Origin of the sequence: Streptomyces sp. CGMCC 4.7035 (genome assembly GCF_031583065.1) — a bacterium.
Lineage (GTDB): Bacteria > Actinomycetota > Actinomycetes > Streptomycetales > Streptomycetaceae > Streptomyces > Streptomyces yaanensis.
Window position 1 is genome coordinate 4,675,585 of record NZ_CP134053.1, and the last position, 22,913, is coordinate 4,698,497.

Sequence of the window (22,913 nt, forward strand, 5' to 3'; positions counted from 1 at the left end):
AATCATGTCCGAGAAAGTGGTTCCGGGTCGCAACACCGCCGCCGCCGAAGGCGACGTCGTCGTCTTCCACATCGGGCTACGGATCAACCGGCTGCGAGCATTCTCCAGCTGGCTACCGGCATTTATGTCGATGCCGCGAATGCTGCGTGAGCTGTCGCAGGAAAAGACCAGCGGGCTTCTCGGTTACAAAGTGCTCTATGGCAGCCTCCGAGACTTCTACGTCGTCCAGTACTGGTCCGACAAGGAACGACTCCTCGCCTACGCCCACCAGCAGGACAAGGAGCACAGGCCCGCATGGTCGGCGTTCAACCGACGAGCACGCGCCGGGAAGGGTCATGTGGGTATCTGGCACGAGACGTTCATCGTCCCGGCAGGCTCCTACGAATCGGTGTACGTCGACATGCCCGCATACGGCCTCGGCGCCGCGACAGGTGTCGTACCGGTCGGTCGGCGCGGCGACACGGCGGCCCAGCGTCTGAGGGCGGCAGAGAGGTAGGCGTCCGTTCCGCGAGGATCGCTCACACTGAACGGCTCGTATGGAGACCGCGTGGTCTCCGCACCGGGGTGCACCCGAGTACGAGGGTGTCGGCCAGGCTTGCCGGGCGTCGAGGAGGCGAACGCCGACGTTCCAGGCGCGCGCCGATGGGCTGCGAGTGGATTTGGAAGCGTACGAGAAGAACAGCCGACGCCGGGATGAGCCACCCCGGCGCCGACCACTTCTATTTCGGCGTTTAACTCCTACATCAACAACATGGTGGAGTTCACGAAGGTCTACGCAGGGCCCCCGCCGGAGCAAACCGACGGGGGTCCTCACGAGTCACGAGCGATCACAGGTGGGTCACCAACCCCGCGGACGCACTCATGTCACAAGGCCCTGACCTGGACTTACGCGCTCGCCCTGGACCAACTGGACGCCCGTGGACGGTTTCTACGACATGTGCCATGTGGTGCCGTTGCAGCCCGGAGGGCAGTCTGACAGGCTTCACTGCGGCCTCAGGCCGTGTCCCACAGGCCGCACGTCCAGGACACGCGCCGCCTTGGTGATGCTCCCCGGCATCAGGTGCCGGTAGGTGCGGTACGTCGCCGGCTCCCGGCCCGCTTCCGCGACAGACGGCGCCGTGCGTTTCTTCTCCGCGTAGATCTGCGCGAGGCGCTCGATCGCATCGTCCTGCGTGTCGAAGCCGCCCTCCTCGATCTGCTTCCCGCTGCGGAAACGGATTGTGTACGGGTGCGGGCACCGGGTCGGCCTGGCACAGCCGCAGTCCTTGAAGAACAGCCCATACCGCGAGCGAGCTGACGAGCCACGTAGAACTTTTCGAGCAGGAGCCAGGCATCTGCACCCAGGTCCCCGCCGCGGCGTCACCAGGTCAGCAAGCCAGGACGCTTCCGCGCCCGACGCTGACCGTTTGCTGACCCGAGTGACCAGATCATGCCTCTGACCTGCACAAATTCCCAGACGCTAGATCTTGGACTTGAACATGGTCCGCAGCATGGAGAAACTCCCGGTTTGTCTGCTCCCTGCCCGCTTTTTGCAGGTCAAGGGCGATGTTCGGAGGCTACATCGTTTCGCATGTGTGGTCAGCTGTCGCCAGGTGTTTCAGGACTCACACTGACCGATTGCTGACTTTCGTGACGCATCATCAGGCGGAATTCGTCGGCTGCGAATGGGCGAGGGCCGCGACTTCTCTACCTGGCACCCCGGCGACGGCGGTGCCCTCGGCCACGGTGCCCGTGTTCCGCGTCTCGTCAAATTCCGGACCACTCAGTTCGGAACAACTGGGGCATCGACGACCACGCGCTGAGCGCAGTCAGGCAGGTCGCGCCGTGGGACAAACCGGCAAACGCAGACTCACTCGCAACGCACGAAATCGGGTACGCCCTCAAGAGCGTCTGCGTCGCCGAACCAACGAGCTTCGGCTCCATCATGTGTCCGGACCCGGGAGACCGAAATACCGTGCAGACAGACGCCGCACCAGATCAGCAAGTACCCCACACAGGTCTCACGATCCACGATGTAGCGAGCATGCAGATCAGCTTGACCGCAACGCGGGCAGGACGGTCGCCCCTGCCGGCTACCGGTCATGACGGGCAGCAGTGCCAGCCACGCGGCTCGGCCAGTCATCAGCTCAGCCCTCCGTTGTAGTCGCATTTCAAACGGGGAGTAGCCGTCACTCCACTCCAGGTCTTCGGCATGCGGCCAGTGGCAGCCCTCGTGTTGAAGGGTCATTGTCCGCCGGGCTAGCGCCTTCGGACCTCGGACCGGACGGCGTCGATGAACTCGGCGGGCAATCCGTAGAGGTGGTCGACGACGTAGTGGATGATCAGGTTCGGGGCGGCGTAGAGCACCCCGTCGTCCGAAACGGCCCGGATCTCGGCATGGCCGAGCCGGTACGCGAAGCCCGCCCGTGCGGACGTCGCCGTGTGCTCGGTGTACTCCGGACAGAGGGTGCACGAATGCCAGCCCCTGCTCGCGTGTTTCCGCAGCGAACCGAGATCGATGATGTTCGCGAGATGCGCATCGCGACGTGGCCGCAGACGGGGCAGGTCCTTTCGGCCACAGGGAGGTACGGCCCGCCCCGATCGGGTCTCAATCCACGGGCGTGGCGGCGACCGGATGGTTCGATACGGCGTCACCCACTTCCGGATATCTTCCGCCACATCATCTGACCGAACTCCTCGGCCTCGTCCTCGGTTCCGGTGTCCCCGAAATTCTTCATACGGTAGTGGTGGTACGTCTCGTGGAAGAAGGTCACCACAGCCTCCTTCATGGTCCGCAGACCCATGTTCGACATCTCGATGATCGGCAGGCCGGTGCGGCCGACGTGTGGATAGCAGGTGTAATTCCCGTTGGTCCGCAATGTGTGCGGGCTGTTGCCGAAGACCATCTCGTCCGTACCGGTCCGCCTCGATGCAGCCGATGACACCGACGATCTGTGATCAACGGGATCCTCGTACGCACAGTGATCAACATCGGGGATGTAAATATCATGATTCAGGCGCGAAGGAGAGCGAATCAGCCGAATGCTGCTGCAAGTAGAGCTATGAGCTCCTCCGTGCGGTGACGATGGGTTCGAGACAGGACACCTTCGACCGGGACAGGGAGGACGAATGGGTAAGCAGGTCAAGTGCGGGTCGACCAAAACCAAGACCGGCAAACGGTGCCAGAACCCGGCGATGATCGGCTACTCCCGCTGCCAGTTGCATCGAGGCGACTGGACCCCACCGCAAAAGAAGAAGACAAAGAAGCGCTGATCCTGCGGGCCGCCGAGCGGGGACGGCATGGTGGGCCTTGGCGGGCAGCCCCCGGTATTCGGGCAGGGTCGCGTGGCTGGCAGCGGGCGGCTCACCGCAGAACTGTTCGTGAGCCGCGGCTGCCTGGCATGCGGAAGTGGGCGTGCGCGCCCACCAAGACAGCGATGCGGGTACTGCGGGGGTCGTCGCTCCGCTCCTCCGGTTGACTGCCTCTGTGGCACAGGACTTGCACTTCGACGAGGACGACCTGCGGGCGCTGGCCGGGCCGCGCACCTTCGAGCGGTGCCAAGGGTATCTGGCCGCGGTAACCGCCATGGAGGTCGGCGACGGCTGGATCACCGGCCACGGTCCACGGGACGGACGCCTACCAGACGGAGCGGAGGCGCGCCGCTCCCTGGCCGCGTACCAGCAGTTGCGTATGGCGGCACGGGCGGCCGGCTGCTGGCAGGCCGAGCGGGAGCAGGCGCTCGTGTTGCTGCGCGCCGACGCCGGGCAGCGGCAGCAGTGCTGGTACGGCGGCCCGGTCCTGCTCGACGACGGCGACGTCGACGCCGCCTGGCGGGCTGCGGCCGAGACACGTGCGCAGGGCGGGTCAGGAGGCGGCCGTAGACGTACTGAACCTGGGCCGCGGTAGGGGCTGCGGGGTAGGTGCGGTCGTTTGGACAGATCCGTTCATGGGTTGGGATGGACAGCAGGAACGAGCCGAGCGCGGCGGGATCGGGGGGCCACTCCCAGTGCCCCGCTCCTTTGCAAGCCGCCCGGGAGGACCTGTGGGCTGCGGCGGTTACCCACTACGTGGTCGACGGGATGGCCGCCGTCCCGGAGGGCTCCGGAACGCGGTTCGCGGTCTTCGGCGGCCTTCGCCAGCACTGGTCCGTGCCCTTCCGACGGGCGCTGCGCCCGCCCGGGCATTCCCAGGGTCTGCAGATGGTGAACCGCACGGCGCTCCGCCATGGCAGGAAGCCGGCCTGAAGGGCACCTGCAACGACCATCCGCCGGGAAACGGATCCCAGCCTCAGGTCGAGTCGACGCGGCGCGTCGACGACTGACGACAGCGCAGCAAATGGGCGTGCCGGGGCCCGCTACCCCGGCAGGATCCGAAAGAGAGGCCCTGAGCCGCCGTCGGCCTCAGCGTCCCCGGGGGCGGCGGGAGATCACCTGGGGGAGTTTTCCCGCCTTCCAGTAGCCGTCGAGGATCTCAAGCAGGCGCTCGGGGTCGCGGAAGACTTCGGCGATCCGGTCGCCGTATTGCTCAAGGAGTGGGTCGCTCTCGACCATCTTGCGGCCGGCGCCCGTGAAGGACGACGAGTAGGCGTGACAGTTGCCGCACCACAGGTAGTTGATCCACGCGGGTTCGGTCCGGCCGTATTTCGTGTGGTGGTAGGCGCGCATGGTCATGTGGCCGCAGATCGGGCAGGTTCGTTCGGGCAGCGGTAGGTGCAGTTGGGCACGGAGCGCCTCACCGTGATGCTGGTCGTAGGGGCGGGCCATGGAGTCGGGACCTCTCTGAGGGGTAGCGATGGACAGCGCACGGGTCGGCTGCGATGGGAGTCGGTCCCATCGCAGCCGACCCTATGGCGTTTCAACTCAGCTGCGCCGAGGTGTTCGGTCGACTCGGTGAGGTATCACTCGCCGCTTCCGGATATCTTGCGCCACATCCTCTGGCCGAAGTCCTCGGCGTCTTCCTCGGCGCGCAGGATCGCAGAGGGCCGCTACGGGGAGTACACCAGCGGCAAGGTGGCCGACGTACAGCTCTTCACCGAGGCACTCACTCCCGGCGGTGTCGCCTCACTCGACAGGAACCGCCCGATTCCCACCCAGCTCTCCTGAGCCCGGGTTTTCACACGCGGCGGCCCGCCGCCCCGGGAGGGGCGGCGGGCCGCCGCGCTCAGGCCGTAGCAGTCTCGGGCTTCGAGGGGATGGAAGCGATGACCGCCTCTCAGGCGTTCTCGTCATGAATCCGCGCACCCAGATCCTCCGCCCACTCCAGCGCCCACGCCTTGAGTTCTTCGATCTACCGACAGGTGAGCCCGTACGCGGTGTAGTCCTCATCCTCGTACCAGTCCGCGCCGATAAGCCGGTCCCGGAGGTCTTCGAGGCTGAACTCGTCGTGGGCGCGACGGCGGCCCAGGGATTCGAGGTCGGCTGCGGAGCGGTGGCGGGAGGCAGCCTGGACGTCGATGAGGTCACGGACGGTGCCGCGGTCGGCGAGGGCACGGACCTTGGTGCCGATCACGTCGTCGAGGGAAAGAACGGGGCCGTAAGGGGTCTGGGCGGGCGGAGCCCAGAACGCCTCCTTGAGGACGTCGACCTCGCACTCCTCGCCGGTGTCCGGATCGGTGACGAGGAAACGGCCGCTGAGCGGATCGGTCTGGACGTGGGTGGTCCGCCATCCGCGCGCGCTGAGACCTGCTGTGAGTGAGGCGACGATCTCCTGCATCGGAGCGGGGTTCTCGGTGGCGACGTCGAGGTCGCGGCTGAAGCGTTCGACCAGGCCGTGGGCCTGCACGGCGTATCCGCCGGTGAGGACCAGGGGGTAGGGGGAGCCGATGTCGAGGATCTCGGCGAGGAGACGCTCGTGGAGCGGAGTGAGCTTCACGCGGCGGTCGTGTCGGCTGGAGCGGTGCGGAGCAGCTCGGGAAAGGTGTCCTCCCAGACATCGCGGATGTAGGGACTGATCAAGCGCCGCAGCACGGGCCACTGCTCGGTGAGCAGCCGGTGGTGCAGGAATGCCACCAGGTCCTCGCGCAGTCCTTCGGCGAGGACGGTCCGGTAGAGCGTCATGCGGGACTTCGGACGGTCCAGGCTGTAGCTCGTCCGCCCGGACCAGACGATGTGGAGCGGCAGGTCCACGTTGCCCTCGATGGGGCCGGCCAGCGCCTGCAAGCGCTCGGGCAGTCGGCTGCGGTAGCGGTCTCGCAGCACCTCGGCGCGGGCGGCGGTGATCGTCGTGTCCATGCATCCAGTATCGCTGCTGGGAGGCGGCGGCATGGCGGATACGGGGCTCCCCTGTCGTACGTACGGGTCGGGCGCCGCCCGCCCCTCCCTCGGGCGCGCATCATGGCCTACCCGTGCAGCCCCCAGGTGGCGCGGCAACCGGCTGCCCTGCCAACCTAGGACCAGCCCCGCTCGCGGCCGCGGGTGATCGTGGCGCAGCAGGTCACGCGGCGGGCCGCCGCGGTGGTCGGCTGCGGCTTCGCTCTCCGTGTCGGTAATGACGACGGTGCCGAAGCCGAGGGCCCATGGCGCCGTCGCAGTGGACGAGAAGGGCATCGGGCGGGCGAGGTCGTGGTAGCGGCCGGAGGCGGCAGGCGGCATCTATAAAGCGCGCCGCTTCGGCCCCGAACGCAGCCCACTCGCTCAGGAGTCATGCCGCGGACGAGCTGTCGAGTCACCCAGCGAACGTCCCAAGCGGGAGCCAGGCACCTGTGTCCCGGTCCCCCGTCATGGCGGCCACCTGGTCTCGGCAGGCTGGGACGCTTCCGCGCCCGATGCTGACCGTTTGCTGACCCGAGTGACCAGATCATGCCTCTGACCTGCACAAATTCCCAGACGCTAGATCTTGGACTTGAACATGGTACGAAGCACGGAGAACTCCCGATTTGTCTGCTCCCTGCCTGCTTCTGCAGGTCAAGGGCGGTATCCGGAGACTACATCGTTTAGCATGTTCGATCAGCTGTCGTCAGGTGTTCGAGGACTCACACTGACCCGTTGCTGACTGCCGCTTGCCTGGAGGGGCACTTCGACCGGGCTGAAAGTGCTGCGCGTTGCGGGGATGACCATGCCGCGCCGCCAGAGTTGTGCGCAAATCCGAGACACATGATGACGTAGGTGGCGCAAGAATTTGCGTTTCTTGCGTCCACTTGCAGAGTGTGATGCAAGGCCCCCTTCCATGTGCGCCGCGGAAGCTGGCCCAGTAACGCGGGGATCGCCAAGTCTCCCTTTGGCGCTCCGCTGAGGTCCAGGTGCCGCCGGTGAAGTTGTGTCGCTCGCACTGTAGACGGACTCATATTGCTCTGCAATATTTCGATGAAACACTGCAAGAATCTGCGCACGCTCTCCTCGTGGAGATCGTGAGTCTGCACATGGACGGCTCTTGCCGTCCTGCCGCACCCGCGCCACCGCTCTGCCCAGGAACGAGCCGCCCTCGCCGCCCCTTCCGGCGCGCGCACCTCCGCAGGGAGTGACCCCGCATGATTCGACACAAGCCGAGATCCTGGAGCCGACGCGCGGCAACCGCCGCACTTGCCTCCGCCCTCCTGGTTCTGGGCATGCCCGCCGTCGGCGCGCACGCAGTCGGCGGTCCCGACGTCGCCGCTGACGCTGCGACCAAGGCCGGCAGCGCCCTGCGCGCACACTCGGCCGCCAACGTCACCGACGGCGACGCCAACACCTATTGGCAGGCCGGAAAGAAGTCGGCCCAGTGGGTGCAGACCGACCTCGGGCGGACCAAGCGTGTCCGCCAGGTCGTGTTGCGTCTGCCCGAGGACTGGCAGACCCGCAAGCAGACGCTGGCGCTTCAAGGCAGCTTCGACGGAAAGAGCTTCGCCACGCTCAAGTCGTCGGCGCAGTACGTCTTCAGCCCCGGCAACGGCAACACGGTGAAGATCTCTTTCCCCGCGACCCTCGCCCGGTACGTGCGGGCCGACTTCAGCCGCAACTCGGTCGCCTCCACCGCCCAGCTCGCCGAGATGCAGGTCCTCACGACCGCCGCCTCGACCCCCAACCTCGCCCAGGGCAAACCCTTCAGCGAGAGTGGCCACGCCGACATCTACGGCGCCGCGAACGCCGGTGACGGCAACCGCAACGCCTACTGGGAGAGCACGAACAACGCCTTCCCGCAGTGGCTCCAGGTCGACCTCGGATCGTCGGTCAAGGTGAACCAGGTGACGCTGCGGCTGCCCAGCGGCTGGCCGAGCCGCAGCCAGACGCTCAAGATCCAGGGCTCCACCGACAATCAGAACTTCACCGACCTGACAGCCTCGAAGGCGTACACCTTCGACAGCGGCAACGACCAGTCGTCCACCATCAGCTTCGACACCACCACGACGCGGTACGTGCGCGCGTTCTTCACCGCCAACACCGGCTGGCCCGCAGGGCAGGCGTCCGAGCTCGAGGTCTACGGACCCGCGACCGGCGACACCCAGGCGCCCACCGCGCCGTCGAACCTGAGCTACACCGAGCCGGCCACCGGCCAGATCAAGCTGACCTGGAGCGCGGCAAGCGACGACACCGGTGTCACCGGCTACGACGTCTACGCGGGCGACCAGCTGCGGGCGAGTGTCGCCGGAAACGTCCTGACCTACACCGACACCCAGCCGGCCGGCAGCGACATCACTTACTACGTACGGGCAAAGGACGCCGCGGGCAACGTCTCCGCCAACAGCAACAGCGTCACCCGCAGGGGATCCGGCGGCGACACCCAGGCCCCCACGGCACCCGGCAACCTCGCCTACACACAGTCCGGCAGCGACGTGAAGCTCACCTGGCAGGCGTCGAGCGACAACGTCGCGGTCACCGGCTACGACGTCTACGCGGGCGACCAGCTCCTCAAGTCCGTGGCGGGTGACGTCACGACGTACACCGACACCCCGTCGGCGTCTGCCACGGTCACCTACTACGTCAAGGCGAAGGACGCCGCCGGGAACGTGTCGGCGGCGAGCAACAGTGTCACCCGGACCGGCTCGACCGGTTCCGGCTCCAACCTCGCCGAGGGCAAGCCCATCGAGGCCTCGTCGTACGTCTTCACCTACGTCGCCACCAACGCCAACGACGGCCAGACCAGCACCTATTGGGAGAGCGCGGGTGGCGCCTACCCAGCCACCCTCACCACCAAGCTGGGCGCCAACGCCGACCTCAGCCAGGTCGTCGTCAAGCTCAACCCGGACGCCGCCTGGTCCACGCGCACGCAGAACATCCAGGTGCTCGGCCGCGACCAGGACGCGACGGCCTTCACCAGCCTCGCCGCGGCGAAGGACTACACCTTCAACCCGGCCGGCGGCAACACCCTCACCATCCCGGTCTCCGGCTCCGCCGCCGACATCCAGCTCAAGTTCACCGCCAACTCCGGCGCCCCGGGCGCGCAGGTCGCCGAGTTCCAGGTGATCGGCACGCCGGCCGCCAACCCGGACCTCAAGGTCACCGGCATCACGAACTCGCCCGCGGCTCCGGTCGAGTCGGACGCCATCGGCCTCTCGGCGACCGTCACCAACAGCGGAAGCAAGGCGGCCAAGGCCACCGACCTGAACTTCACGCTCGGCGGCACGAAGGTCGCCACGGCGGACGTCCCCGCCCTAGCGGCCGGTGAGTCGAAGACGGTCACCGCGAGCATCGGCGCCCGCGACGCGGGCAGCTACCCGGTCGGCGCCGAGGTGGACCCGTCGAACAAGGTCATCGAGCAGAACGAGGCGAACAACGTCTTCACCCGCTCCGACGCCCTCGTCGTCAAGCCCGTCTCCAGCTCCGACCTGACCGCCGCCCCGGTCTCCTGGACCCCGTCCAGCGCCTCGGCCGGTGACGAGGTCAAGTTCACCGTCGCGATCAAGAACCAGGGGACGGTGGCCTCCGACTCCGGTGCCCACGGCGTCACACTGACGATCCAGGACTCCTCCGGCGCCACCGTCAAGACGCTCACCGGCTCCTCCAACGGCGCCATCGCGGCGGGCCAGACCACCGCACCGGTCAGTCTCGGCTCGTGGACGGCCGCCAACGGCAAGTACACCGTCAAGACGGTCATCGCCGACGACGCCAACGAACTACCGGTCAAGCGCGCCAACAACACCACCACACAGCCCCTTTTCGTCGGCCGCGGCGCCGACATGCCGTACGACATGTACGAGGCCGAGGACGGCACGGTCGGCGGCGGTGCCAAGGTCGTCGGCCCGAACCGGACCATCGGCGACATCGCCGGCGAAGCGAGCGGCCGCAAGGCGGTGACCCTCACCGACACCGGCCAGTACGTCGAGTGGACCACCCGCGCGGTGACCAACACGCTGGTGACCCGCTTCTCGATACCCGACGGCACCAACACGACGCTCAACGTGTACGTGGACGGCCAGTTCCTCAAGGCGATCGATCTCACCTCGAAGTACGCCTGGCTCTACGGCAACGAGACCTCGCCCGGCAACTCGCCCGGCTCCGGCGCCCCGCGCCACATCTACGACGAGGCGAACCTGCTGCTCGGCAGGACCGTCCCGGCCGGTTCCAGGATCCGGCTGCAGAAGGACGCGGCCAACACCTCCACATACGCCATCGACTTCATCAACACCGAGCAGGCGACGGCGGCCCCGAACCCGGACCCGGCCGCCTACGCGGTCCCGGCCGGCTTCTCACACCAGGACGTGCAGAACGCGCTCGACAAGGTCCGCATGGACACCACGGGCAAGCTCGTCGGCGTCTACCTGCCCGCCGGTGACTACGAGACCTCGAGCAAGTTCCAGGTCTACGGCAAGGCGGTCAAGGTCGTGGGGGCGGGGGCGTGGTTCACCCGCTTCCACGCCCCCGCCTCCCAGGAGAACACCGACGTGGGCTTCCGGGCCGAGGCCAGCGCGAACGGCTCGTCGTTCGCCGGCTTCTCCTACTTCGGCAACTACACGTCCCGGATCGACGGTCCGGGCAAGGTGTTCGACTTCTCCAACGTCTCCAACATCACCATCGACGATATCTGGGTCGAGCACATGGTGTGCCTCTACTGGGGTGCCAACACCGACAACATGACCATCAAAAACTCCCGCATCCGTGACATGTTCGCCGACGGCATCAACATGACGAACGGCTCCACGGACAACCACGTGGTCAACAACGACGCCCGCTCCACGGGTGACGACAGCTTCGCCCTGTTCTCGGCGATCGACGCCGGCGGCGCCGACGAGAAGAACAACCTCTACGAGAACCTGACGTCGATGCTCACCTGGCGGGCGGCCGGGATCGCCGTCTACGGCGGCTACAACAACACCTTCCGCAACATCCGCGTCGCCGACACCCTGGTCTACTCCGGCATCACGATCTCCTCGCTGGACTTCGGCTACCCGATGAACGGCTTCGGGACCGAGCCCACGACGATCGAGAACGTCTCCCTGGAAAGGACGGGTGGCCACTTCTGGGGCTCGCAGGTCTTCCCCGCGATCTGGGCGTTCTCCGCCTCGAAGGTCTTCCAGGGGATCCGGGTCAACGACATCGACATCGACAACTCCACCTACGGAGGCGTGATGTTCCAGACCAACTACGTCGGAGGCCAGCCGCAGTTCCCGGTGAAGGACACCATCTTCACCGACATCTCCATCACCAACTCCAAGAAGAGCGGGGACGCGTTCGACGCCAAGTCCGGCTTCGGCATCTGGGCCAACGAGCTGCCGGAGCCCGGTCAGGGCCCGGCCGTCGGTGAAGCCACCTTCCGCAACCTGCGGCTGAGCGGCAACGTCCAGGACATCCGCAACACGACCAGCACATTCAAGATCAACATCGAGTAGTTCAGAGAGCGGTACCGAACGGCGCGGGGCCGCCCTCCGCGAGGGCGGCCCCGCGCTGCGGACTGGTCCGGCTCGACGCCGCCGAGACCCGGCGCGTGCTGGCCGCCCTCACCGCGGCATGCGCCAGGCCCGCTCGGCGTGCACCGAGAACGACCCGGAGGCCGGGTTCCTACGAATGACGCGCCAAGCGTCTGCCTGGTTCGGTGGTGCGGGGGCTGCGGGTCCGGTTGTGGCCGGCCGCGCCCACGCGGCGGCGCCGCAAACTGAACACAGCTTCGCGCCCCTCACGGGGTGCTGTTCCCACCGGCGCCCGAGAGGAACCCTTCCCGGAGTTGCTGCGGCGCCACGCCGTGCCAGCGGCGGACCGCCCGGCGCAGGGCGCGTTCGTCGGAGAAGCCTGCCTGACGGGCCACCTCGCGGAGGGTGAGGTGGGGGCGGTGCAGGAGTTGTTCGACGCGTTCGCGCCGTACGCCCTCGACGATCGCCTCGTAGGAGGTGCCGCAGTCGGCCAGGCGGCGGCGCAGCGTGCGTTCGCTCGACGCGTGTCTTCGGGCCTGCTCGGCGAAGGAGGGGACGTCCGGGAGGCTCTGCGCGACGGAGATCTCCAGTATCTCCAGCAGGTCCTGCTGGCGGCGGCGCGAGGCCATCTGCGCTTCCAGCAGTTCGAGGGTCGAGGCGTAGGTGACCGGATCGCGGCCCGGCATCGGCCGGTTGATCCATCCCTGCGGCACCACCATCCGGTTGCGGGAGGCGCCGAAGTGCAGGGGGCAGCGGAAGAGGTCGTGGAACGGCTGGACGTCGTGCGGAGCGGGGAAGGCGAACTGGACGTCCTGCGGTGCGAGGCCGGCGCCGGCGGCGAGGCGGCCCAGCGTGACGACGCTGGAGAACGCCTCCTCGACGAGGAAGACGGCGACGTTCGGGTCGAGCACCGGATCCGGCAGGTCGGCCCTCACCACGTAGTCGGGGCCCTCCCGGCCGGCCGACCAGACCGTCATGGCCCCGGACACGTTCTGGAAGCGCACGCCCGTCTCGATGGCCACCTGGAGGGTGTCGCTGGCGAGCATGGCGAAGCCCAGCAGGCCCCAGGCGGTGAGGTGCTGTGCGGCTCCGACCCGCAGGCCCAGGTTCTCGTCCCCGGTGAGTTCGACGGCGCGCCGGATGACGGCACTGCCCTGGCGGTAGGAGACGCGCAGGGCCGCCGATGTCATCAGGGTCTCGGTGAGACCCACTTGTGTCAGCTCCGGTTGCAGGTCGACGCCGTACTCCCCGGTGACCTGGCCGAGATAGCGCAGGATGTTCGGCGAGATCGTCGCCGACGTACTGCGCGTGGTGCCGTTCTCCGGACGGGGTGCCTCGGGCATGGCTTCTCTCCAGGGCCGTACTGGTGACCACCTTAGGCAGTCGCGTCCGGTTTCCGCCTTGTCAGCGGGTGCGGATCCACACCGTCTTCTCCCTGGTCCACTGGTCGAAGGCGTTGGTGGATCGCTCCGCCCCGCCGAATCCGGACTGCTTCCAGCCGCCGAAGGGGGAGGTGATGTCGCCCTCGCTGTAGGCGTTGACGGAGACCACTCCGGCCTGGATGCCACGGGCGAGGCGGAAGGCGGTGTCGAGGTCGCGGGTCCATACGGAGGCGGCGAGGCCGTAGGCGGTGGCGTTGGCCGTCCGGACCGCTTCCTGCTCGGAGGTGAAGGTCTGGACGGTGACCACGGGGCCGAACAGTTCCTCGGTGAGGACCCTGCTGCCGTCGGGGGCGCCGACCACGACGGTGGGCGGGTAGTAGGCCCCGTGCGGGTGGAGGCCTTCCGGCAGCCGGGCGGCGTGCGCCACGGCTCCGGCGGCGACCGCCTCGTCCACGGCGTGCGCGACCCGGTCCCGCGCCGCACCGCTGATCAACGGTCCCATCCGGGTGTCCGGATCGGCGGGGTCACCGATGGCCAGCGCCCCGGCGGCGGCCGTGAACCGTGCGATGACCTCGGCGGCGATGTCCTCGTGGACCAGGACGCGGGAGCCCGCCGTGCAGTTCTGGCCCGTCGTCAGGAACGCGGCCTCGACCATGTCGTCGATGAGTTCGACACCGAAGTCGAGCGCATCCGGCATGAGGACCTGGGGGCTCTTGCCGCCCATCTCCAGGGAGACCCGTTTGAAGTTGGTCTCCGCGGCATCCGCCAGGATCCGCCGTCCGGTGGCCGTCGAGCCGGTGAAGGACAGGGCGTCCACCCCGGGATGGCGGGCGAGCGCCCGGCCGGTCTCCGCCCCGTGGCCGGGCAGAACGGTGAGCGTCCCGTCCGGCAGTCCCGCTTCGGTGGCCAGATGGGCCATGTGGAGGGCCGAGCGGGGTGTCGCTTCGGCGGGCTTGAGCAGCAGGCTGTTGCCCGCGGCGAGGGCGGGGCCGATCTTCCAGGCGGCCATGGCGAGCGGGTAGTTCCACGGGAGAACGGCCGCGGCCACTCCGACGGGTTCCCGGCTCATCAGGCCGAGGTGGTCGTGGCCGGTGGGCGCCACACGTCCGAAGACCTTGTCGGCCGCCTCCGCGAACCAGCGGATCGACTCGATCGCGCCGGGCACGTCGCCGGTGCGGCAATCCGTGATCGGTTTGCCCGCGTCCTCGCAGTCCAGGCGAGCCAGGATCTCGGCGTCGCGTTCCATCAGGTCCGCGAGGCGCAGGAGTGCCGCGGCCCGCTCCCGGGGCGGCCGGCCCGACCACGCCCCGCTGTCGAAGACTCGGTGGGCCTGGTCCACCGCCGCGTCCACCTCGTCCGCGGTGGCGGCGGGCAGGGTGTCGAGGGTTTCTCCGGTCGCCGGGTTGACGACCCTGAGCAGACGGACGTTCGTTTCTGTGGTCACGGTCATGCCTCCTTCACCAGTTCCCAGCGGCCGTCGACCTGACGGGCCAGTCCTCTGCGGCGCAGGTCCTCCAGGTATCTGGCCAGGCCGCGCTCGCCGCGCCTGCGGAAGAGCGGCAGGAGCCTGGGCAGGAGGTTCGGCACCAGCATGGAGAAGCGGACCAGGCGGGATTCGCCTGCGCGCGGATACGCTTCGAGTCGCGGCCTGTCGAGCAGGCTCACCACCGCGGCGACGACGTCGGACGGCTGCTGCGGCGGGTCCTGGAACTGCAGGGAGTTGCCGCCGTCGACGGCCTCCTGGCGCAGCATCGGGGTGTCGGTGGCCGACGGCAGGACGGAGCCGACACGGATGCCCTTGTCGCCCAGGTCGAGGGCGATGGACAGCATGGCGCCGCGCAGCCCGAACTTCGACGCCGCGTAGATGGGGGTCTCGCCCTGCGGAAAGATGCCGGCCAGTGACACCGTCGTGATGACGCGGGGGTCGCCGGAAGCCCTCAGCAGGGGGATGGCGAGCCGGGTCGCGACGAGCGGGGAGAGCAGGTTGAGGTCGATCTCCCGCTCGATGCTCTCCACTGCACGCACGTCGAATCGCTCGGTGCTGGTCATGCCGACGTTGTTGACCAGCACATCGAGGCGGCCGAAGGCGAAGGCGACGTGTTCGAAGAGGTCCGCCACCCCTGCCCGGTCCAGCAGGTCGCAGCCGAGGCCCAGGTGACCGGCGCCGGGAAGGGTGTCCGCGACCCGCCGCGCGCGCTCGCCGTCGATGTCGACGACGACGCACACGGCGCCGCCGGCCGCGAACCGCCGGCACAGCGCGCTGCCGATGCCGCCCGCGCCGCCGGTCACCAGCATCACCTTGCCGGTGTAGTCGTAGCCGCTCATGCCACCGTTTCCTTGCTGCGGACGGCCGGCACAGCCGGGGGGCGTCCCTGGGTGGGCCAGCCCATGGCGGCGGCGACCTTGGTGAGGTACCTGGTGTACGCGACGCTGTCGACATAACCGGTGTGGCGCGGGGAGTCCACGAACCTCAGACCCCCGGACAGGTCCGGGCGGTCGCCCCGGATCATGCGGGCGAACCGCTCGGCGTTCGGCATGCCCCGGCGCATGTCCTGGACGAAGCCGGCGATCAGCTGCGCCTGGGCGTCGAACAACTGGTAGGCACCGGAGTTGGTCTCGATGAAGCCGACGCCGAACAGCCCCTCATGCTCGCGGGAGAACGACGACAGGTACAGGTCGGGGTGCTGCTCGTCGCCGAAGTAGCGCTGTGCGACGGGCACTTTGTGGACATACCCGGTCGCCAGCAGGATCAGGTCGAAGTCATTGCTGCTGCCGTCGGTGAAGTGGACGGTGCTGCCCTCGGCGCGGACGATGCCGGGTCGCGCGGTGATGTCGCCGTGCTGAAGGTGGTGGAGCAGCATCGAGTTGACCGTCGGATGGGTCTCGAAGAGCTTGTGGTCGGGTTTCTGCAGGCCGAGGCGGCGCGGATCGCCGTTGATGATCCGCAGGAGCGCGCCGAACAGCTTCTGCTCCAGCCACTTGGGCAACCGGGGGCCGACGCCTTCGAGGGTGTCCACGGGCCTGCCGAACACATGCTTGGGGATGAACCAGTAGCCGCGGCGCATGCTGATCTCCGCGTGGTCGGCGGCCCGGGCCGCGTCGCAGGCGATGTCGCAGCCGGAGTTGCCCGCGCCCACCACGAGGACCCGCTTGCCACGCAGTTCGTCGCTGTTGCGGTAGCCGACCGTGTGTCGGATCTCGCCGCTGAAGTCACCCGGGATATCGGGGACGTTGGGGTGCCACTGCGAGCCCGTGCAGACCACGATCTGCCCGTGCCGGCTGGCCCGTCCGTCGGACCGGGTGACCGTCCAGGTGCCATCCGGGTTCTTCGCCACGTCACGGACCTCGGTGCCGAACTCGATCCGCTCCGTCAGCCCGTACGCGTCGGCGAAGGACGTCAGGTACGACAGGATCTGCCGTCGCGAGGGGTAGTCGGCGAAGTGGTCGGGCATCGGCCAGCCGCCGAAGCCCGAGAGGGTCTTGCTGGAGATGAAATGCGCCGACTCGTACATCGGGCTGCCCGGATTGTCGATGTCCCACAGGCCTCCCGGACCCGTGTGACGCTCGATGTGCGTATAGGGAAGCCGCCGCTCACCGAGCGCCCGTGCCACTGCCAGCCCCGCGGGGCCCGCACCGATGACACATGTGTCGAATTCGGACTCCTTCACGAGTCCACCTCCTCTCGTCGCCACGTTTCGGCGTGGGAGGAACTTAGGCAGCGTGCAAGCGCCGGCGGACTGGCCTGTGCGGCCACAAAGGGGGCCGCAGCGGCCAGCTCGTTGACCGGCCCGGCGCGGCACCGGCGGGCGGACCTCGCCGCTCCGAGCCGCTCCGGTCGTGAGCCGGTCTCCCGAGGCACCGCCCGTGCCATCCGCTCCTGGCCGCCAGGGTCCTCAGTGTGGCCGTAGGTGTCCTCCGTCGTGTCGGTCCGCATTCCTACGGTTGCTCCAATTCGCGCACCCCGGCCCGCCCACGGTCCGTGACAGGAAGAGGCCCCCATGAACGCGTCCCTCGGAGCGACGGCTCCGCCTCTGCCTGTGAGAAGTGGCCCGCTCGCGGGAGCCCGCCGGGTCACAGCCACCGTGTTCGCCGCCCAGGGCGCGGCGGTGGGCGCCGTGTCCACCACGGTGCCCGCCGTGGAGAGCCATCTGCGGCTGTCGTCCCTGGCGATGACCGCGCTCACGATCGCCCTGACGCTGGCCGCGGGTGCCGGCAGCTTCGCGGGCCTGGCCGCCGTACGCCGCTCGGGTACCGTCGCCGTCATGCGCGCGGCGGTGCTGACCGCGGCCGTGGCCCTGCTGTCCGTGGCCTGGGCGCCGGGCCGGCTCGCCGCCTCGGCGGCCTATGTCCTCTTCGGGCTGGCGCTGGGTGCCGTCGACGTGTCCGTCAACACCCGCGCGGCCACCGTCGAACGCCACTACGGGCGCAGCATCCTCTCCTCCTTCTACGCCGCCTGGAGCGCCGCGGGCGTGGCGGCAGCGCTGCTGACGGCGGGCGTCTCCCGGCTGGGCTGGCCGGTCGAGTACGTCCTGACCGCCCACGCCGCGCTCGTGGCCCTCCTGGCCCTGACCGTCCGGCCCCATGTCCTCCCGCCCACGCTCTCCTCGTCCGGCGACAGGCCGGCGCCGCTCGAGGAGGGGCCGGCGCCGCTCGAGGAGGTCCTGGGGCGGCGGGTGTGGGCACGGCTCGTCCCCTTCGGTGTCGTTCTCCTCGTCGCCTACGTCGTGGACTCCACGGTCTCGGCATGGTCGACCGTCTACCTTCATCAGACCCTCGCCGCGTCCCTGGCGGCCGCGCCCCTCGCGTACGCGGCCTACCAGGCGGGCACGGTGACCGGCCGGGCGAGTGCCGACCTCATGGTCCGCCGGGTCGGGCCGGTGGCTGTGGTCCGCGCCGCCGCCCTGCTCGCGGCCGTCGCCCTGGCCGCTCTGGCGGCGGCACCGAGCTGGCCGTACGCGGTCGGCGCGGCAGGGTGTGCGGGCCTCGGAGTCGCCGCCCTCACCCCGCTGTGCGTCGCCGCGGCCGGCCGGCTGCGGCCCGGTGCCCCCGAGACGGTGCTGGCCCGGCTCAACGTCTTCAACTACGTCGGCGTTCTCGTCGGAGCCGGTGCGAGCGGGGGCCTGGGGGCGACGGGCCATTTCCGCGTCGCCTACGCGATACCCGCCGCACTCGCCATGGTCCTGGTGACCACGGCACGCTTCTTCCGGACGCACGGCACCCGGGCCGCCGCGGGCATCGATACCGCCGTGTCCGTGCTCAGCTCACGTCCGCCCCATGGTCGTACACCGTGACCACGAGCCCCCGCCCGACCAGCCGCTCCTGGATCAGCGGCTCGCCCCGGGACCACTTCCCGCAGTGGGTACCGGACGGCCGCCCGGAGTAGCTGCGGCAGTGCGTGGACGGGAGCCTGCAGCGTTTGAAGCTGGACCGCGTCGACCTGTACCAGCCGCACCGGATCGACCCGATGGTGCCGTTCGCCGAGCAGGTCGGCGCGCGCGGCGCAGCCGGGGGGCATCCTCGCGGAGGCCCCGGCCCGCCACGAGGCCACTCCGGCGCAGCCGGCACTCGCCTGGCTCCTGCACCGTTCCCCCGTGATCCTGCCGATCCCCCGCACCTCCAAGGTCGCCCACCTGGAAGACAACGTCGCCGCGGCGACCATCTCGCTGACCGCCGACGAGGTCGCACAGTGAGCGCCCTCAACTGACCCCGACAGGGGCGCCATGCGTACGTTGAAGCAGCGCGGGGCACCCCCGCCAGGCAGGGTGGCGATGCGCCGCAGAGCGCGTCCGTGTACGGCGCGCCGCACCCAGGTACGGCACGGCTCGTGAACACGACTTTCTGACGTACGCGCTCGGCGCCGTGAGCCCTCGCGACGAGGGCCTCGTTGTTGTCGAGCTGGGCCTCGACTGTCGGTCCTCTCCGCGACGGCGGAACGGCCGTGCGACTCCGCCGCGCGCGACCGTCCACGAGTCGGTGGCCATGGCCGCGACGGCCGTGGTTCCCCCGGCCAGGGCGTCGGCAACCTTTTCGCTTTCTGCGGTCACTGAGCAGTGCACCATCGGCTCGAACTCCAGGACGGACAGGCATGACGACAGCAAGGCAGGCCGCGCGGCAGCGCAGGCGCAGACACAGGCAGATGCTGGGCACCACCTTGGCGCTGGCTATCGCAGGCGTGGTCGTCTGCCTGGTCGTGGCGTCGCTCCCCGGCCGCAAGGCGGATGCGGGGCCCGTCGCGGCCACCCCCGTCACCACCGCCCCAGTGAGAGCCACAGCAGCGACCACGTCGGACAGGCCGGCCTCGACGGCTTCCCCGACCGTGACCGGCACCCCGACGCCGACGCCGACGGCGAGTGCGTCCGCCACGGCAGCGCACCCGTCGGCCACGCACACTCCGCGGCCCCCGCGGCAGACATCCGCGGCATCGTCGGCAGGACGGATCCGGCCCGGGACCACCTACCGAGGTGTCGCCACCGCCTATGAGGCCGGGAACGGAGACGGCGCCTGCCTGTTCGGCCCGAGCCCCGACCTCATGATCGCGGCGATGAACACCACCGACTACGAGACGGCCAGGGCCTGCGGGGCCTACGTGCTCGTCCGCGCGGCGAACGGCGCTTCCGTCACGGTCCGGATCACCAACGAATGCCCGGCGCCGTGCGCACCCGGTCAACTTGACCTCAGCCAGCAGGCGTTCGCCAAGCTCGGCGACCTCAAGCTCGGCCGGATCCCGATTACCTGGAGCCTGCTGAGCCCCAGTACGTCCGGCACCATTTCCATCCGGTACAAGACCGGCTCCAGCCCCTACTGGTGCGGCATCCAGGCCATCGGCCACCGTAATCCGGTCGCCGGGCTGGAGGTCCGCACCGCGGCAGGCTGGCGGCGACTGCCCCGTACCGACTACAACTACTTCATCTCCGCCGACGGCAGCGGGTGCGGCGGCGCGATCAGAATCACGGACATCTATGGGCAACAGCTGACCGTCAGCGGAATCGCGCTGCGGCCGAACGTCGTGCAACCGACCCATCTCCAGTTCGCCCAGCACTGATCGCACCGCCCGATGCGATGTGATCGTCCATCGCGCACGATCGTCCTGCCCGACCGGCCCCTCGCCCTGGTCGCCCGCCTCCGCCGGCAACCAGGGCACAGCCGTGTTTCCGCGCCGCCTCACGCCTCCTTCGGCGGAGCCGTACTCTCACGGACGGTAAGGGTGGTGGCGATCTCCAACCCGAACTGCGGCACCTCCTCGCCGCGGCCGAGCGCCAGGGCCAGCTCGGTGGCAGCCGTCGCCATCTCGGCCAGCGGCTGATGGACGGTGGTCAAGGGCGGATCCACCCAGGCCACGGTCGGTACGTCGTCGAAGCCCACCACGCTGAGATCGTCCGGGATGCGCAGGCCGAGTCCGCGCGCGGCCTGGTAGACGCCGAGCGCCTGCATGTCGTTGGCAGTGAACACGGCGGTGGGGCGATCGGGTCGGGACAGCAGCTCCCGCGCGGCGGCGTATCCGTGCTCGTGGGTGAGCTGCGTCTTCACCACCAGGCCCGGTTCCGGCGTCAGCCCGGCTTCCCCGAGGGCGGAGAGGTAACCGGACAGGCGGGCGCGGCAGTAGGGGTGATCCGGTCCGCTGATCATGGCGATGCGCCGGTGTCCGAGGTCGAGCAGATGCCGGGTCGCCGCCTGCCCGCCCCTCCAGTTCGTGGCGCCCACGAACGGCACGCCGTCGGGCAACTCGTCGATCGGGTCGAAGACTACGAACGGGATGCCTTTCGCCGTGAGCTGTGCCCGCTCCGCTTCGGAGAGCTGCGCCACCGACAGAACGCACTGAGGGCGCCGCCCGACCGTGTCGTCGATGGTCATGCCCTCCGTGTCATGGAGCCCGAGCTCCGACACCAGCACCCCGACCCGGTTCCTGCGGGCCACGCGCTCCACACCGCGGATGACCTCCACGGCCCACATGCTCTCCAACTCGCGGAAGACGAGTTCCACCAGTTTGCTGCGGTTCTTGGGAGGCTTGCGGTAACCGTACTGGTGGATCAGTTGCTCGACACGCGCGCGCGTCTCTTCCGACACCCCGGAGCGGCCGTTGAGCACCTTCGACACGGTGGGCACCGAGACGCCCGCGGATTCGGCGATGTACGCGATCGTCACCGATGCGGGTCCCTCGCCGCGCTCGCTGTGGTCCTCCGTCGAAGGTCTTCCCACTCGATTGTCCGGCACGGTCGCCTGTCCCCATCCCCTCGGCCTGCTGCCAGCTGTCATTCTGGCACTTCGCGCTGTGGGCCGGTGGGCCCTGCCGGGGCCCGGTCGAAGCGGTCCGCCTTCATGGGGCCCCGCCGGCATCGGGCCCCGCCGACGGATATGGCTTCCGACCGCCGGCTCAGTGGCCCAATGCGTCTGTCCCCATGGCCAGGTGGTCACGAGTGCCTCGTAAAGCTCGGGGTGCATGACCGCGAGGAGGGCGGCCAACGCCGGCTGGACCGGCACCGCGGGACTCCTGCCCGCCACCGCGGGACTCCTCCCCACCGCGGGCTTCGTCGTCCTGCTCACCCTCGGCCAGATGCTGGTCACTCCGGCCACCCGCGCCTGGGCACCCGACTTCACCGAGGACGGACGCGCCGGCCTCTACACCGGCGCGCTGTCCTCTGTCGTCCCATCCGCTCACCGAAGAGGTGAGAAACCGTCCGGGACCGGCAACAGCGCCAGATGGGCGAGGTCTCCGGGCGGCGGTGTGGTCACCGACCAGAGCGGGGCAGGCGATCCGTCGGCGACCGCGGCCGGGGCATCGGTCAGGTTCATCCGCTCACGCAGATGGCCGTAGAAGTCCATCGGCCCCAGCCTCACGGCCCGCAGCCGGCGCGGAGCGGCGTACACACCGATCCAGTCCCCGGGATCGAGCACGCCCCGCAACTGACCGTCGATGCTGACCGCGGCCTGCCCCGACCGTTCGAGCACGCGCAAACCGACGGGCTCGTCCGGAGCCGTGACGACCGATCGATTGAACGCCATGTGCGGGGCGACCGGCGTGAAGACGAGGGCATCCGCACGCGGCGAGACGACCGGCCCTCCCGCGGCGAAACTGTAGGCGGTCGATCCGGTCGGGGTCGCCACCAGCAGGGCGTCGGCCGAATAGGAGGCGAGAAGCCTGCCGGAGACGTAGACCCCGACCGATACCTGGCGGTCCCGGGACAGCTTCTCCAGCACGACATCGTTGAGTGCTGTGACGTTCAGCGGGATGCCCCACTCGTCGTCGGCCTTGCAGTCGGAGCGTACCCGCGGCGGCGGCAGAAGCGGACCACGGCCGTACTTCACCCAATCCTCCATGTCCGCCGGCACCTCCAGGCAACGGGAGGCACGCAGGGTGAGCAGCATGCGGCTGTCGACCCTGAACCGGTCCTCGCGCACCGCGTCCAGCGCCGAACGCACCCCGGAGGCCGACACCCCCGTCAGGAAACCGACCCGCCCGAGGTCGACCCCCAGGACGAGGGAGTCGTTCTCGGCGGCCAGCCGGGCACCCCGCAGAAAGGTGCCGTCCCCACCCAGGGTGACGATGAGGTCGGGATCGCCCGCGGCCTCGACCTCCTCACGCGCGCCGCGTCGCCCGCCGTCGTGCCACACGTCGATGTCCGTGCACCGCACGGCGTGTTCCTCGCACCACGCCCGGACCACATCGGCCGCCTCCACGGCCTCCGCGCGCCCACCGTGCACCACCAGGCCGATTCGGTTCACAGTCACATCCGCCTCCAGGACGTCTCGGTCACCAGGTCGTGGCGACGGTGCGGAGCGTTGCCCAGGTGTCGCC

At 69.1% G+C, this 22,913-nt stretch carries 18 protein-coding genes and 4 pseudogenes; 10 read left to right on the forward strand and 12 right to left on the reverse strand.

Features of this window, described 5'->3' with window-relative positions; all coding sequences use genetic code 11:
• The first annotated feature begins 4 nt into the window (after positions 1–4).
• Positions 5–496: a DUF4188 domain-containing protein gene (locus Q2K21_RS20080; RefSeq protein ID WP_310772843.1), complete on the forward strand. Its 492-nt coding sequence runs from the start codon at positions 5–7 to the stop codon at positions 494–496.
• A 1,742-nt stretch (positions 497–2,238) separates the two neighbouring features.
• Here Q2K21_RS20080 and Q2K21_RS36030 read toward each other — a convergent pair.
• Together Q2K21_RS36030 and Q2K21_RS20085 are read right to left on the reverse strand one after the other, a co-directional pair.
• Complete coding sequence (locus Q2K21_RS36030; RefSeq protein WP_449343591.1) at positions 2,239–2,658, reverse strand: DUF7919 family protein; 420 nt, start codon at positions 2,656–2,658, stop codon at positions 2,239–2,241.
• Positions 2,631–2,924: a hypothetical protein gene (locus Q2K21_RS20085; RefSeq protein WP_310772845.1), complete on the reverse strand. Its 294-nt coding sequence runs from the start codon at positions 2,922–2,924 to the stop codon at positions 2,631–2,633. The genes Q2K21_RS36030 and Q2K21_RS20085 overlap by 28 nt, the downstream gene beginning before the upstream one ends.
• 184 nt (positions 2,925–3,108) lie before the next feature.
• On the opposite strand from Q2K21_RS20085, the gene Q2K21_RS20090 reads away from it, so the two are divergent.
• A complete protein-coding gene (locus Q2K21_RS20090; RefSeq protein WP_270080922.1) occupies positions 3,109–3,252 on the forward strand; it encodes a hypothetical protein in 144 nt (47 codons plus the stop codon).
• A 214-nt stretch (positions 3,253–3,466) separates the two neighbouring features.
• A complete protein-coding gene (locus Q2K21_RS35825; protein WP_386275789.1) occupies positions 3,467–3,886 on the forward strand; it encodes a hypothetical protein in 420 nt (139 codons plus the stop codon).
• Between the two features lie 494 nt (positions 3,887–4,380).
• Here the strand turns inward: Q2K21_RS35825 and Q2K21_RS20100 are convergent, their stop codons facing one another.
• On the reverse strand, positions 4,381–4,743 hold the full coding sequence (locus Q2K21_RS20100) for a hypothetical protein (protein WP_310772847.1): 363 nt from the start codon (positions 4,741–4,743) through the stop codon (positions 4,381–4,383).
• Between the two features lie 156 nt (positions 4,744–4,899).
• On the opposite strand from Q2K21_RS20100, the gene Q2K21_RS20105 reads away from it, so the two are divergent.
• Complete coding sequence (locus Q2K21_RS20105; RefSeq protein WP_310772849.1) at positions 4,900–5,082, forward strand: hypothetical protein; 183 nt, start codon at positions 4,900–4,902, stop codon at positions 5,080–5,082.
• A gap of 109 nt (positions 5,083–5,191) precedes the next feature.
• On the opposite strand, the pseudogene Q2K21_RS20110 reads toward Q2K21_RS20105, so the two are convergent.
• A pseudogene (locus tag Q2K21_RS20110) lies at positions 5,192–5,851 on the reverse strand (nucleotidyl transferase AbiEii/AbiGii toxin family protein).
• On the reverse strand, positions 5,848–6,210 hold the full coding sequence (locus Q2K21_RS20115) for a hypothetical protein (protein ID WP_310772851.1): 363 nt from the start codon (positions 6,208–6,210) through the stop codon (positions 5,848–5,850). Before Q2K21_RS20115 ends, Q2K21_RS20110 begins: the two are co-directional and overlap by 4 nt.
• Before the next feature lie 1,235 nt (positions 6,211–7,445).
• On the opposite strand from Q2K21_RS20115, the gene Q2K21_RS20120 reads away from it, so the two are divergent.
• Complete coding sequence (locus tag Q2K21_RS20120) at positions 7,446–11,720, forward strand: galactose-binding domain-containing protein (protein WP_310772853.1); 4,275 nt, start codon at positions 7,446–7,448, stop codon at positions 11,718–11,720.
• 284 nt (positions 11,721–12,004) lie between these two features.
• Here Q2K21_RS20120 and Q2K21_RS20125 read toward each other — a convergent pair whose 3' ends face one another.
• The 4 genes from Q2K21_RS20125 to Q2K21_RS20140 all read right to left on the reverse strand — a co-directional run bounded on the left by Q2K21_RS20125 (position 12,005) and on the right by Q2K21_RS20140 (position 16,788).
• Positions 12,005–13,081: an AraC family transcriptional regulator gene (locus Q2K21_RS20125; protein WP_310772855.1), complete on the reverse strand. Its 1,077-nt coding sequence runs from the start codon at positions 13,079–13,081 to the stop codon at positions 12,005–12,007.
• 61 nt (positions 13,082–13,142) lie between these two features.
• Entirely contained in the window at positions 13,143–14,570 is a 1,428-nt protein-coding gene (locus tag Q2K21_RS20130; RefSeq protein ID WP_310772857.1) for an aldehyde dehydrogenase family protein, read from the reverse strand.
• Positions 14,567–15,445: an SDR family NAD(P)-dependent oxidoreductase gene (locus Q2K21_RS20135; RefSeq protein WP_310772859.1), complete on the reverse strand. Its 879-nt coding sequence runs from the start codon at positions 15,443–15,445 to the stop codon at positions 14,567–14,569. Before Q2K21_RS20135 ends, Q2K21_RS20130 begins: the two co-directional genes overlap by 4 nt.
• On the reverse strand, positions 15,442–16,788 hold the full coding sequence (locus Q2K21_RS20140; protein WP_310772861.1) for a flavin-containing monooxygenase: 1,347 nt from the start codon (positions 16,786–16,788) through the stop codon (positions 15,442–15,444). The genes Q2K21_RS20135 and Q2K21_RS20140 overlap by 4 nt, the downstream gene beginning before the upstream one ends.
• A 369-nt stretch (positions 16,789–17,157) precedes the next feature.
• On the opposite strand from Q2K21_RS20140, the gene Q2K21_RS20145 reads away from it, so the two are divergent.
• Positions 17,158–18,411 carry an MFS transporter gene (locus Q2K21_RS20145; protein ID WP_310772863.1) on the forward strand — a complete coding sequence of 418 codons (1,254 nt, stop codon included), beginning with the start codon at positions 17,158–17,160 and terminating at the stop codon, positions 18,409–18,411.
• On the opposite strand, the pseudogene Q2K21_RS20150 reads toward Q2K21_RS20145, so the two are convergent.
• A pseudogene (locus tag Q2K21_RS20150) lies at positions 18,377–18,472 on the reverse strand (Appr-1-p processing protein); the annotation flags it as partial. The gene Q2K21_RS20145 and the pseudogene Q2K21_RS20150 overlap by 35 nt on opposite strands.
• 43 nt (positions 18,473–18,515) lie before the next feature.
• Here Q2K21_RS20150 and Q2K21_RS20155 point away from each other — a divergent pair.
• From Q2K21_RS20155 to Q2K21_RS20165, 3 genes and pseudogenes are all read left to right on the forward strand, one after another.
• Positions 18,516–18,560 (forward strand): annotated as a pseudogene (locus tag Q2K21_RS20155) (hypothetical protein); the annotation flags it as partial.
• Positions 18,561–18,696: 136 nt separating this feature from the next.
• On the forward strand, positions 18,697–18,810 hold the full coding sequence (locus Q2K21_RS20160; RefSeq protein WP_310781123.1) for a hypothetical protein: 114 nt from the start codon (positions 18,697–18,699) through the stop codon (positions 18,808–18,810).
• Between the two features lie 395 nt (positions 18,811–19,205).
• Complete coding sequence (locus Q2K21_RS20165) at positions 19,206–20,162, forward strand: expansin EXLX1 family cellulose-binding protein (protein WP_310772865.1); 957 nt, start codon at positions 19,206–19,208, stop codon at positions 20,160–20,162.
• A 119-nt stretch (positions 20,163–20,281) separates the two neighbouring features.
• On the opposite strand, the gene Q2K21_RS20170 is transcribed toward Q2K21_RS20165, so the two are convergent.
• Entirely contained in the window at positions 20,282–21,262 is a 981-nt protein-coding gene (locus Q2K21_RS20170; RefSeq protein WP_310772867.1) for a LacI family DNA-binding transcriptional regulator, read from the reverse strand.
• Positions 21,263–21,572: 310 nt separating this feature from the next.
• Between Q2K21_RS20170 and Q2K21_RS20175 the strand changes: the two are divergent.
• A pseudogene (locus Q2K21_RS20175) lies at positions 21,573–21,761 on the forward strand (hypothetical protein); the annotation flags it as partial.
• A gap of 11 nt (positions 21,762–21,772) precedes the next feature.
• Here Q2K21_RS20175 and Q2K21_RS20180 read toward each other — a convergent pair.
• Positions 21,773–22,846, reverse strand: a complete 1,074-nt coding sequence (locus Q2K21_RS20180) for an NAD(+)/NADH kinase (RefSeq protein WP_310772869.1) — start codon at positions 22,844–22,846, stop codon at positions 21,773–21,775.
• Positions 22,847–22,913 lie beyond the last annotated feature (67 nt).